Origin of the sequence: Burkholderia semiarida (assembly GCF_029268935.1) — a bacterium.
Taxonomy (GTDB): domain Bacteria; phylum Pseudomonadota; class Gammaproteobacteria; order Burkholderiales; family Burkholderiaceae; genus Burkholderia; species Burkholderia semiarida.
Genome location: NZ_JAHLCL010000007.1, coordinates 1,795,532 through 1,807,381, shown reverse-complemented (window position 1 = coordinate 1,807,381; position 11,850 = coordinate 1,795,532). Strand labels below are relative to the sequence as shown.

The window sequence follows — 11,850 nt, the reverse complement described above, 5'->3', positions numbered from 1 at the left end:
GCCTGGTGTGCCCGGAGGGGCCGTACGGTGCGCCGCGCGTCAGTTGCGCTGGCCGAACATCATCTGGCGAGCGATCGCCTTCTTGAGCGGCGGCACGAATTCGAGCGCGGTGAGCGCCGCGCCGCGCAGCAGCGGAAGCGGGCCCGAGTCGATCGTAAACAGGCGCGCCAGCGTGTCGGTCGCGCCGATCGTGAGGCGCCGGTCGAGCGCGCGGCGCGCGTTGAAGGTCGCGAGCGCGGTCGCTTCGAAGCCTTGCGCGGAGAGTGCGTCGACGAGCGTATGCGCATCGCGCAGCCCGAGGTTGAGCCCCTGGCCCGCGACCGGATGCAGCGTTTGCGCGGCGTTGCCGACGATCGCGATGCGGCCGCTCACGAGCGTTTGCGCCGCGCTCAGCCCGAGCGGGAACGACGCCCGCCCCGCGATCGCGACGAACCGGCCCATCCGCTCGCCGAATGCGGCGCCGAGCTCGCGCAGGAACGCGTCGTCGGGCAGCGCCGCGCGGCGTGCGGCCTCGTCGGGCGTGCAGCACCATACGAGCGAATACTCGGCCTGACGCGGCCCGCCGAGCGGCAGCAGCGCGAGCGGGCCTTCGTGCGTGAAGCGCTCCCACGCGACGTTCGGGCGCGGTGCCGATACCGTGACCGTCCCCACGATCGCGGTCTGCCCGTAATCGCGGCGATGCTTGCCCGTATCGGCGTGCCGTTCATGAAACAGCCCGCCTTCGGCATTGATGACGATGCGCGCGCGCAGCGTGCGTTCGCCCTGAGGGCCGTCGAGCGTCAGCGTGACGCCGTCGGCGTCCTGCTGCGGCGTGCGTGCGGTGGTCGACGTGAGCCAGTCGACGCGCGTGCCGCGCACGGCGCCCGCGAGCGCCTGCACGATCGAGCCGTAACGCACGACGTAGCCGAGCGCGGCGAGCGCGTGTTCGTCGCGGTCGATCAGCGTGCGGCCGAAATGGCCGCGTTGCGACACGTGGATATGTTCGATCGGCGTGGCGTCGGCCGGCCACGCGAGCGTGTCGAGCAGCACGCGGCTGCCGTACGATACGGCGATCGCGCGCGGGTCGTTCGCGCTCGCGGCAGGTTCGCGCGCGTCGATCAGCGCGATCGACGCATGCTGGGTCGCGCTGCGGCGTGCGAGCCAGCCGGCGAGCGCGAGTCCGACGGGGCCCGCGCCGACGATGGCGAGGTCGTAATCCGGCGTGGCCGGCGAGGAAGCGGTCGTCATCTTGATTCGTGAAACGGAGGTAACGGTCGGCGGCCGGTCATGCGTCCGCGCGCATCAGCGCCTCGATCTCGTCGGCCGCGACCGGCACGCCGCGCGTGATCAGCTCGCAGCCGTGCTCGCGCACGATCGCGTCGTCCTCGATGCGGATGCCGATGTTCCAGTACTCGGGCGGCACGTCGTCGGCCGCGCGCACGTACAGGCCGGGCTCGACGGTGAGCGTCATGCCCGGCTTCAGCGTGCGCCACGGCAGCGCGCCGTTCGCGTCGCGCGCGGCGAGCCGCTCGCGATAGTCGCCGCAGTCGTGCACGTCCATCCCGAGCCAGTGGCCGGTGCGGTGCATGTAGAAGCGCGTGTATGCGCGCTCGGCGATCACGTCGTCGACGTTCGAGAAGCGCGTTTTCGGGATGATGCCGGTATCGAGCAGCCCCTGCGCGAGCACGCGTACGGCCGCATCGTGCGGCGCCTCGAACGGCACGCCCGCGCGCGTCGCGTCGATCGCGGCCTGCTGCGCGGCGAGCACGATGTCGTACAGCGTGCGCTGCGCGGGCGAGAAGCGGCCGTTGGCCGGGAACGTGCGCGTGATGTCCGATGCATAGCCGTCGAGTTCGCAGGCGGCGTCGATCAGGATCAGGTCACCGTCCCGCGCGGCCGCGTTGCCGGCCGGGTAGTGCAGCACGCACGCATTCGCGCCGGCCGCGACGATCGACCCGTACGCGGGCGCCTGCGCGCCGTGCTTGCGGAACAGGTACAGCAGCTCGGCCTCGAGTTCGTATTCGCGGATGCCGGGGCGGCACGCCTGCATCGCGCGGCGGTGCGCGAGCGCGGAGATGTGCGCGGCGCGCATCATGATCGCGAGTTCGTGTTCGTCCTTCACGAGCCGCATGTCGTCGAGCAGCGGCGTGAGGTCGAGCAGCGCGTCCGGCGCGGCGACGCCCGTGCGTGCCTGCGCGCGCACCGCGTCGATCCAGCCGGCGAGCCGGCGCTCGAACTCGGCCGATGCGCCGAACCGGTAGTGCACGGTGCCTGCATCGGCGAGCAGGCGCGGCATCTCGGTGTCGATCACGTCGACCGCGAATGCGGCATCGAAGCCGAACGCGTCGCGCGCGGCGTCGGGCCCGTAGTGAAAGCCTTCCCAGATTTCGCGGTCGACGTTCCTGGCGCGACAGAACAGGATCGATTCCGGCGCGCCGTGCGGCGCGGCCGCGTTCAGCACGAGCACGGCATCCGGCTCGGTGAAACCCGTCAGGTAATGGAAGTAGCTGTCGAACCGGTACGGGTAGGCCGTGTCGCGGTTGCGCAGCATTTCCGGCGCGGTGGGGACGATGGCGACGCCGCCGCCCGCGGCACGCAGTGCGGCAAGCACGCGTTCACGGCGCTGGCGGTAGACGTCGACGGCGATGGCGGTATCGAGGGGCGCGTTCATTCGTGCGATTGTAGCGCCGCGCGCCGCGGTGCGTGAGTGTGGGGCCGGAAGCCGCGCCGGCCGGGCCGCGCGTGGCGGCTGTTGCAAACCATCCACAGGCCGGACGGCCGATTTTCTACCCGGCCGCGCGGGCCGGTTATGATCGGCGACAACGTATACTCGCGGCGGTTCCCTTAAAAAGGCAGATGATGAAATTAATCGGTTCGCTCAGCAGCCCGTACGTCCGAAAGGCGCGGATCGTGCTTGCCGAAAAGAAGATCGACTACAAGCTGGAGCTCGAGAACGTGTGGGCGCCGGATACGAACATTCACGCGTCGAATCCGCTCGGCAAGGTCCCGTGCCTCGTGATGGAGGATGGCGCCGCGGTGTTCGATTCCCGCGTGATCTGCGAATACGTCGATACGCTGTCGCCGGTCGGCAAGCTGATTCCGCCGTCGGGCCGCGAGCGCGTCGAAGTGCGCTGCTGGGAGGCACTGGGCGACGGCGTGCTCGACGCGGCCGTCGCGATCCGTCTCGAACACACGATGCGCGACGAAGCGCAGCGCAGCGCGAGCTGGATCGCGCGCCAACAACGCAAGATCGACGACGCGCTCGTCGCGATGTCGCAGGGTCTCGGCGGCAAGACGTGGTGCGTCGGCAATCATTACACGCTCGCCGACATCGCACTCGGCTGCGCGCTCGGCTATCTCGACTTCCGGATGCCCGAGCTCAACTGGCGCGATCGCCACCCGAACCTCGACAAGCACTTCGTGAAGCTGCAACAGCGACCGTCATTCGCCGATACGCTGCCGCAGAACTGAGCCGCGGCCCGGCCTTCACGCATTCGCCAGACGAAAGAAAAGCAAGAGCGCCCCGCGGGGCGCTTTTGCTTTTGCGGCGCGGGCCGGCCACCGTCGCAACGGGGTGGCCGTGCGCTTTACTCGATCGACGCGTACACGGCTTCGCCGAGCGTGAACGAATCGCTGCGCGCGATCGGCCACCACTTGTCGTACAGCGAGAAGCCGCAGGTCTGGCCGTCGAGCAGCGCACCGGGTTTCAGGTATTTCAGCAGTTGCGACATCAGCCGCACTTCGTGCGGCGCGACCCGCTGCACGATGTGGTGCGCGCGCAGCTCGGACGGATGCGCGAGGCCGGCCGCCTGCACGAGTTCCTGCAGCGCATGCAGCGTATTGCGGTGGAAGTTGTACACGCGCTCGGCCTTGTCGGGCACGACGAGCGCCCGCTGGCGCACCGGGTCCTGCGTCGCGACGCCGGTCGGGCAGCGGTCGGTATGGCAGTGCTGCGCCTGGATGCAGCCGACCGCGAACATGAAGCCGCGCGCCGAGTTCACCCAGTCCGCGCCGATCGCGAGCGTGCGCGCGATGTCGAACGCGGTGATGATCTTGCCGCTCGCGCCGATCTTCACGCGGTCGCGCACGCCGATCCCGACGAGCGTGTTGTGCACGAGCAGCAGTCCTTCCTGCAGCGGCACGCCCACGTGGTCGGTGAATTCGAGCGGCGCCGCGCCCGTGCCGCCTTCCGCGCCGTCGACGACGATGAAGTCGGGCACGATGCCCGTCTCGAGCATCGCTTTCGCGATCCCGAAGAATTCCCACGGATGGCCGATGCACAGCTTGAAGCCGGTCGGCTTGCCGCCGGACAGCGTGCGCAGCCGTTCGACGAATTCGAGCAGCCCGCGCGGCGTCGAGAATTCCGAGTGCGTCGCGGGCGAGATGCAGTCCTTGCCCATCGGCACGCCGCGCGTCTCCGCGATTTCCGGCGTGATCTTCGCGGCCGGCAGCACGCCGCCGTGGCCGGGCTTCGCGCCTTGCGACAGCTTCACCTCGATCATCTTGACCTGCGGATCGGCGGCCTGCTTCGCGAACTTGTCCGGGTTGAAGGTGCCGTCGTCGTTGCGGCAGCCGAAGTAGCCGGACGCGATTTCCCAGATGATGTCGCCGCCGTTCTCGCGGTGGTACTTCGACAGCGAGCCTTCGCCGGTGTCGTGCGCGAACCCGCCTTTCTTCGCGCCGAGGTTCAGCGAGCGGATCGCGTTCGCGGACAGCGAGCCGAAGCTCATCGCCGAGATGTTGAAGATCGAAATGTCGTACGGCTGCGCGCGATTCGCGCCGACGCGGATACGGAAATCGTGGTTCGGCAGCTTCGTCGGCGCGAGCGAATGGCTGATCCATTCGTGCGCGACGGCCTTCACGTTCAGTTCGGTGCCGTACGGGCGGTTGTCGGCGACGTTCTTCGCGCGCTGGTAGACGAGGCTGCGCTGCGCGCGCGAGAACGGTTTTTCGTCGGTGTCGTCCTCGACGAAGTACTGGCGGATTTCAGGCCGGATGAATTCGAACAGGAAGCGGAAGTGGCCCCACAGCGGGTAGTTCCGCAGGATCGCGTGGCGATCCTGGTTCAGGTCGTACAGGCCGAGTGCGACGAGGGCGATGGGGATGACGATCCACAGCCAGGAAAGGAGGTGGACCGACGCGAGTGCGGCCGCGGCGACGAGCAGCAGGACGGCGCACCACATCGCGAGGTAGCGTCTGGAAAGCATGGGGGACTCCGTAAGAATCTTGAGATACCGCCATGCGTACGCTGCGAAGGCGGCGCGCCGGCCACGACGGAATCGTGTTCCGCCGGGCGCGGCGTGCCGCAAGTCTAAACCGAATGGGTGTCAGCGTGCTTCGGCGAGCGCCGGCGCGTGGGCCGCCGCCGCAGCCTGACCGGGCTGGCCGGTCGCCGCGGATTCGATGATGCCGCCGCCCAGACAGATCTCGCCGTCGTACAGCACGGCCGACTGGCCGGGCGTGACGGCCCACTGCGCATCGTCGAACGCGAGCGAGAAGCGCGCCTCGCCTGCCGGGCCGGCTGCCGCGGCGTCGATCGCGGCCCGGCCTAGCGCGGCCCGACCTGTCGCGGCTCGACCGAATACGCACGCCGCATCGGCCTGCCGGTAGCGCGTCTTCGCGCCGCACGCGAAGCCGTCCGCCGGCGGCTCGCCGGCGACCCAGCTCACGTTGCCGGCGACGAGTTCGCGCGACAGCAGCCACGGATGATCGTGGCCCTGCACGACGTACAGCGTGTTCGACGCGATGTCCTTCGCGGCGACGAACCACGGCTCGCCGCTGCCGCTCTTGCTGCCGCCGAGCCCGATGCCCTTGCGCTGGCCGAACGTGTAGAACGCGAGGCCGATGTGCTCGCCGACCACCTTGCCGTCGGGCGTCTTCATCGGGCCGGGCTTCGTCGGAAGATAACGGTTCAGGAAATCGCGGAACGGCCGCTCGCCGATGAAGCAGATGCCGGTCGAATCCTTCTTCTTCGCATTCGGCAACCCGATCTGCGCGGCGATCTCGCGCACCTTCGTCTTCGGGATCTCGCCGAGCGGGAACATCGTCTTCGACAGCTGCGCCTGGTTCAGCCGGTGCAGGAAGTACGACTGGTCCTTCGTGTGATCGAACGCCTTCAGCAGTTCGAAACGCCCGTCGCGTTCGCGCACGCGCGCATAGTGGCCGGTCGCGATCATTTCCGCGTCGAGCGACATCGCGTGGTCGAGGAACGCCTTGAACTTGATCTCGGCGTTGCACAGCACGTCGGGGTTCGGCGTGCGGCCGGCCGAGTATTCGCGCAGGAATTCGGCGAACACGCGATCCTTGTATTCCGCCGCGAAGTTGACGGCTTCGACGTCGATGCCGATCAGGTCGGCCACCGACACGACGTCGATCCAGTCCTGGCGCGTCGAGCAGTACTCGCCGTCGTCGTCGTCTTCCCAGTTCTTCATGAACAGGCCGACCACGTCGTAGCCCTGTTCCTTCAGCAGCCACGCGGTCACCGACGAATCGACGCCGCCCGACATGCCCACCACTACACGGCGCTTGCTCATTTGCCGACCGCCTGACGTTCGAATGCCTCGGGGCGCGGGGCGACCGAGTGCGTGTGTACGAAATCGAGCGGAATGCGCCGCCCGGCGAGATAGTCGTCGACGCAGCGCATCACCGCGGGCGAACGATGGCGCTCGCTGCAGGCGCGCAGCTCGTCGGCCGTCATCCACAGCGTGCGGACGATGCCGTCGTCGAGCACGTGGCCCGCGACCGGTTCGCCGGCCGTGCCGCAGAACGTGAAGCGCAGGTAGGTCGCGCCGGCGCTGCCGGGGCGGTCGTAGTGCGCGAGATAGACGCCGACGAGTGCGTCGGGCGTGAACGGGTGCGCGGTTTCCTCCAGCGTTTCGCGGATCACCGCGTCGGCCAGCGTTTCGCCGGCTTCGAGGTGACCGGCCGGCTGGTTGATGCGCAGGCCCGTCGAGGTTTCTTCCTCGATCACGAGAAAGCGGCCGGCGCGCTCGACGAGCGCGGCGACCGTCACATGCGGGGTCCAGATTTCGGGTTTCATGGTTCGGCATTTTACCGGTTGCGCCCGAAGGCTGCCGGCCGTTCCGTTAGACGAATCCGACCCTTTCGGATTCGTCGGCCCCGGCGGGACATGGCGGCGCGGATCAAACCGACGTCGCATTCGAGCACGATCGTGCGGAAAGTGCTGGCGGGGCCATCGCTTTCGGTTAAAGTGCAGCGTGAACGCCGTTGCTCGTGAGCCGGTAAGTCAGCCTGTCCGGCTCGTTGCGCAGTAAAAAGATCGCAAGAAAAGAAATACTGACAATGACTGGAGGAACTGACGATGCATATTGGAGTGCCTGCTGAAACGCGGGCCAACGAGGCGCGTGTGGCCGCGACGCCGGAAACCGTGAAGAAATACGCGGCGGCCGGCCATCGGGTCAGTATCGCGAAAGGGGCCGGCACCGCGGCCAGCTATCCCGACGAAGCCTATGCGGCCGCCGGCGCCGAATTGACCGACCAGTCGGCCGCTTTCGACGCCGACCTCGTGCTGAAGGTCCAGGCGCCCACCGACGCCGAACTGCCGTCGCTCAAGCGTGGCACCGTGCTGGTCGGCATGCTCGAGCCGTTCAATGGCGAGCAGGCGGCGAAGCTCGCCGCGGCCGGCGTGACCGGTTTCGCGCTCGAGGCCGCGCCGCGCACGACGCGCGCGCAGAGTCTCGACGTGCTGTCGTCGCAGGCGAACATCGCCGGCTACAAGGCCGTGCTGGTGGCCGCGTCGCTGTATCCGCGCTTCATGCCGATGCTGATGACCGCCGCGGGTACCGTGAAGGCGGCGCGCGTGCTGATTCTCGGCGCGGGCGTCGCGGGCCTGCAGGCGATCGCGACCGCGAAGCGGCTCGGCGCCGTGATCGAGGCGTCCGACGTGCGGCCGGCCGTGAAGGAGCAGATCGAGTCGCTCGGCGCGAAATTCCTCGACGTCCCGTTCGAAACCGACGAAGAGCGCGAAGCCGCGCAGGGTGTCGGCGGCTATGCGCGCCCGATGCCGCCGTCGTGGCTCGGCCGCCAGGCCGCGCTCGTGCACGAGCGCGCGAAGCAGGCCGACATCGTGATCACCACCGCGCTGATTCCGGGGCGCCCGGCGCCGACGTTGATCTCGGTGGAGACCGTGCAGTCGATGAAGCCCGGCGCGGTGCTCGTCGATCTCGCGGCCGGCCGCGGCCCGGAATTCGACGGCCGCAAGGGCGGCAACTGCCCGCTGACCGTCGCCGACCAGGTGATCGTGCACAACGGCGTGACGATCGCCGGCTACACGAACCTCGCGTCGATGGTCGCGTCGGACGCGTCGGCGCTGTACGCGCGCAACCTGCTCGATTTCATGAAGCTGATCGTCACGAAGGAAGGCACGCTGAACATCGACCTGACCGACGACATCGTCGCCGCGACGCTGCTGTGCCGCGACGGTGAAGTCACGCGCAAATAACGGAGGAGACCATGGAAGTCATCAATCACACGGTGATCAACGTGATCATCTTCGTGCTGGCGGTGTACGTCGGCTACCACGTCGTCTGGAACGTCACGCCGGCGCTGCATACGCCGCTGATGGCCGTGACCAACGCGATCTCGGCGATCGTGATCGTCGGCGCGATGCTCGCGGCGGCGCTCACCGTCGGCGCGACCGGCAAGTTCTTCGGCACGCTCGCGGTCGCGCTCGCGGCCGTCAACGTGTTCGGCGGCTTCCTCGTGACGAGGCGCATGCTCGAGATGTTCCGCAAGAAGGAGCCCAAGCGTGTCGAGGGCGGCAAGGAGGGCGCGCGATGAGCATGAACGTCGTTACGCTGCTGTACCTCGTCGCGTCGGTGTGCTTCATCCAGGCGCTGAAGGGCCTGTCGAACCCGAAGAGCGCGCGGCGCGGCAACCTGTTCGGGATGGTCGGGATGGCCATCGCGATCCTCACGACGATCGCGCTGATCGTCAAGCAGGCCGCGTGGCTCGGCGCGAACCTGCCGCTCGGCCTCGCGCTCGTGCTCGGCGCGCTGATCGTCGGCGGCGGCGTCGGGGCATTCGTCGCCGCGCGCGTCGAGATGACGAAGATGCCGGAACTCGTCGCGGCGATGCACTCGCTGATCGGTCTCGCGGCCGTGTGCATCGCGTATGCGGTGGTGTCGGAGCCGGAAGCGTTCGGGCTCGTGCCGCAGGACGCGGTGTCGTCGAGCTTCATCCCGTACGGCAACCGCGTCGAGCTGTTCATCGGCACGTTCGTCGGCGCGATCACGTTCTCCGGTTCGGTGATCGCGTTCGGCAAGCTGTCGGGCAAGTACAAGTTCCGGCTGTTCCAGGGCGCGCCGGTCGTGTACGCGGGCCAGCACCTGATCAACCTGATGCTCGCGATCGCGATGCTCGGCTTCGGCATCCTGTTCTTCATCACGCAGGCGTGGCTGCCGTTCATCATCATGACGGCGATCGCGTTCGTGCTCGGCGTGCTGATCATCATCCCGATCGGCGGCGCGGACATGCCGGTGGTCGTGTCGATGCTGAACTCGTACTCGGGCTGGGCCGCGGCCGGCATCGGCTTCTCGCTGAACAACGCGATGCTGATCATCGCCGGTTCGCTGGTCGGCTCGTCGGGCGCGATCCTGTCGTACATCATGTGCCATGCGATGAACCGCTCGTTCTTCAACGTGATCCTCGGCGGGTTCGGCGGGGAAGCGGCGGCCGGCGGCGCGGGTGGCGCGCAGGAGCAGCGGCCGGTGAAGTCGGGTTCGGCCGACGACGCGGCGTTCATGCTCGGCAACGCGGAATCGGTCGTGATCGTGCCGGGTTACGGGCTCGCCGTCGCCCGTGCGCAGCACGCGCTGAAGGAGCTGACCGACAAGCTGGTCGAGAAGGGCATCGACGTGAAGTATGCGATCCACCCGGTCGCCGGGCGGATGCCGGGGCACATGAACGTGCTGCTCGCGGAAGCGGAAGTGCCGTACGAGATCGTGCACGAGATGGAGGACATCAACGGCGAATTCGGCCAGGTGGACGTGGTGCTCGTGCTCGGCGCGAACGACGTCGTGAACCCGGCCGCGAAGAACGATCCGAAATCGCCGATCGCGGGGATGCCGATCATCGAGGCGTACAAGGCGCGCACGGTGATCGTCAACAAGCGCTCGATGGCGGCCGGCTATGCGGGCCTCGACAACGACCTGTTCTACATGGACAAGACGATGATGGTGTTCGGCGATGCGAAGAAGGTCATCGAGGACATGGTGAAGGCCGTCGAGTGACGACAAGGCGGCGCGCCGGCTGCGTTCATGACGGAGCGAATGCGGTCGCGCGCATGCCATGACATGTGCAATGCAGGGGGCGCACGTATTGGCCCCCGCCGCGCTAGCGCGCTTTTGTCAGCCGATCGGAAAACGCGTCGAGTTCCCGACTGTGGAAGAGGTCGATGCACTTCATCGTATTAAACGACGCTGGAATCGATCCGCTGTATTGTCGTTCGACATACCGTTGCGTGAGCGCGCGGAGCGCGTCGTAGGCCTCGATTGGCTGATCGCCGAATTCCAGATAGGCGCTTGCGGTGGCATTGGCTTCGTCACGATCGCGGGTATCGTGCGCGATCCCGGCCAGGCAAACGCTGAGTGCCCAGTTCTTCAGCAACGTTTTTTGCGAATGCCGTTCGACAGCATGGCGAGCATCAGGGGCCGCGACCGTGGCTTGGGGTGCCGCCGTGACGGAGCCGATTGCGAGAGCCATCGCGAGCGCGAGCCGCGGGTCTTTCAGCGCAATACCCATATCGATGCGGTTTCCGGAATCCGTGTCCCGACTTCATCGACTGAAACTTTGACTCTCATGAAGGCGTGCCATCCACTGGAGAATGGCGGTCTCGACATGTTGTTAATCCAATCGGAATTGACTGAGAGGCGCGAGCCGATTCCTCAAATCCTCAGGATCATGGGCGGATCGTGCCGTGAAAAAATCGACAAGCAAGCTCGATTGTGCGCAGTGCTGACGATTCAGAAAATGGGACGTGTATGGAAAATCTCGCCGGTTTCGTTGATTGTGCGACGAACGGTTCCGTCCGACCGCTACGTTCCAAGAAGCGGTCGGTACGGAAATTCGAATGAAAACGAGAGAGATTCGAAAGTGACGGCGCCGATTTTCCCGGCGCCGTTTTCCATCCCGCGGCGGCCCGATGCGTCACTTCATCGGCGCTTCCGCGATCCGCATGTAGTCGGCGATCCGACGGCCTTCCATGTCCGGAAACTGCTCGTGCACGGTGATGTCGCCCATCCGCGCGATGTCGAAGGTGCGGAAATCGCCGCGCAGCTCGCACCACGCGCCGATCGTCCAGCGCCCGCCCCAGTAGACGAGCCCGAGCGGCCATACGCGGCGCTGCGAATGCGCGCCGAGCCGGTCGCGATAGGCGAAGCTGACGATGTGGCGCGTGTCGATCGCCTGGTGGATCGCGTCGACCTTCGCGCAAAACGTCTCGTCGATGTGGAACGACGGCGCGAACACGGGCAGCCGGTCGAGCGCCGTGCGCTTGTCGGCCGGCATCGCCGACGCGATTTTCGCGAGCGCCGAGCGCGCGCCGCTCGCGAAGCGCGCACCGCCCCAGGTTTCGAGCATCCGCGCGCCGGTGGCGAGCGCCGCCAGCTCCTCGGCCGTGAACGTGAGCGGCGGCAGGCTCGCGTTGCGGTTCAGCCGGTAACCGATGCCGGCTTCGCCTTCGATCGGCACCCCTGACAGTTGCAGGTCGCGCACGTCGCGATAGACCGTGCGCGGCGACACCGACAGCCAGTCGGCCAGTTGCTGCGCGGTCGTGAGACGACGCCCGCGCAACAGCTCGGCGATCTGGAACAGACGGTCGGCACGGCGGGTCATGACGGCACCTCGATTCCT

At 67.4% G+C, this 11,850-nt stretch carries 11 protein-coding genes; 4 read left to right on the top strand and 7 right to left on the bottom strand.

The annotated features are described in order from the left end of the window. Window positions 1-39 precede the first annotated feature (39 nt). Together KPB06_RS21375 and KPB06_RS21370 are read right to left on the bottom strand one after the other, a co-directional pair. The gene (locus tag KPB06_RS21375) at window positions 40-1,227 is read right to left on the bottom strand and encodes a UbiH/UbiF/VisC/COQ6 family ubiquinone biosynthesis hydroxylase (protein WP_059581120.1); all 1,188 of its coding nucleotides are present in this window, start codon (window positions 1,225-1,227) and stop codon (window positions 40-42) included. Window positions 1,228-1,264: 37 nt separating this feature from the next. Then, window positions 1,265-2,650 carry an aminopeptidase P N-terminal domain-containing protein gene (locus KPB06_RS21370; RefSeq protein WP_059581122.1) on the bottom strand — a complete coding sequence of 462 codons (1,386 nt, stop codon included), beginning with the start codon at window positions 2,648-2,650 and terminating at the stop codon, window positions 1,265-1,267. Between the two features lie 188 nt (window positions 2,651-2,838). Between KPB06_RS21370 and KPB06_RS21365 the strand changes: the two genes are divergently transcribed. Next, window positions 2,839-3,450 carry a glutathione S-transferase family protein gene (locus KPB06_RS21365; protein ID WP_059581211.1) on the top strand — a complete coding sequence of 204 codons (612 nt, stop codon included), beginning with the start codon at window positions 2,839-2,841 and terminating at the stop codon, window positions 3,448-3,450. 116 nt (window positions 3,451-3,566) lie between these two features. On the opposite strand, the gene KPB06_RS21360 is transcribed toward KPB06_RS21365, so the two are convergent. The 3 genes from KPB06_RS21360 to KPB06_RS21350 form a co-directional block, all read right to left on the bottom strand. Further along, on the bottom strand, window positions 3,567-5,186 hold the full coding sequence (locus KPB06_RS21360) for an FMN-binding glutamate synthase family protein (protein ID WP_059581124.1): 1,620 nt from the start codon (window positions 5,184-5,186) through the stop codon (window positions 3,567-3,569). 120 nt (window positions 5,187-5,306) lie between these two features. Beyond that, window positions 5,307-6,512 (bottom strand): tRNA 2-thiouridine(34) synthase MnmA, encoded by a 1,206-nt coding sequence (mnmA, locus tag KPB06_RS21355; RefSeq protein WP_059581128.1) that lies wholly within the window; start codon window positions 6,510-6,512, stop codon window positions 5,307-5,309. Beyond that, the gene (locus KPB06_RS21350) at window positions 6,509-7,018 is read right to left on the bottom strand and encodes an NUDIX hydrolase (RefSeq protein ID WP_059501004.1); all 510 of its coding nucleotides are present in this window, start codon (window positions 7,016-7,018) and stop codon (window positions 6,509-6,511) included. The genes mnmA and KPB06_RS21350 overlap by 4 nt, the downstream gene beginning before the upstream one ends. A 282-nt stretch (window positions 7,019-7,300) precedes the next feature. On the opposite strand from KPB06_RS21350, the gene KPB06_RS21345 reads away from it, so the two are divergent. The 3 genes from KPB06_RS21345 to KPB06_RS21335 are packed head-to-tail and all read left to right on the top strand — an operon-like array spanning window position 7,301 to window position 10,229. After that, window positions 7,301-8,440 carry a Re/Si-specific NAD(P)(+) transhydrogenase subunit alpha gene (locus tag KPB06_RS21345; RefSeq protein ID WP_059581130.1) on the top strand — a complete coding sequence of 380 codons (1,140 nt, stop codon included), beginning with the start codon at window positions 7,301-7,303 and terminating at the stop codon, window positions 8,438-8,440. 11 nt (window positions 8,441-8,451) lie between these two features. Next, a complete protein-coding gene (locus KPB06_RS21340; RefSeq protein ID WP_006476884.1) occupies window positions 8,452-8,778 on the top strand; it encodes an NAD(P) transhydrogenase subunit alpha part 2 in 327 nt (108 codons plus the stop codon). Next, window positions 8,775-10,229: an NAD(P)(+) transhydrogenase (Re/Si-specific) subunit beta gene (locus tag KPB06_RS21335; RefSeq protein WP_059581136.1), complete on the top strand. Its 1,455-nt coding sequence runs from the start codon at window positions 8,775-8,777 to the stop codon at window positions 10,227-10,229. The genes KPB06_RS21340 and KPB06_RS21335 overlap by 4 nt, the downstream gene beginning before the upstream one ends. Before the next feature lie 103 nt (window positions 10,230-10,332). Here the strand turns inward: KPB06_RS21335 and KPB06_RS21330 are convergent, their stop codons facing one another. Together KPB06_RS21330 and KPB06_RS21325 are read right to left on the bottom strand one after the other, a co-directional pair. After that, window positions 10,333-10,740 carry a T6SS amidase immunity protein Tai4 family protein gene (locus KPB06_RS21330; protein WP_275906298.1) on the bottom strand — a complete coding sequence of 136 codons (408 nt, stop codon included), beginning with the start codon at window positions 10,738-10,740 and terminating at the stop codon, window positions 10,333-10,335. Between the two features lie 405 nt (window positions 10,741-11,145). Beyond that, window positions 11,146-11,832 carry a helix-turn-helix transcriptional regulator gene (locus tag KPB06_RS21325; protein ID WP_059581139.1) on the bottom strand — a complete coding sequence of 229 codons (687 nt, stop codon included), beginning with the start codon at window positions 11,830-11,832 and terminating at the stop codon, window positions 11,146-11,148. Window positions 11,833-11,850 lie beyond the last annotated feature (18 nt).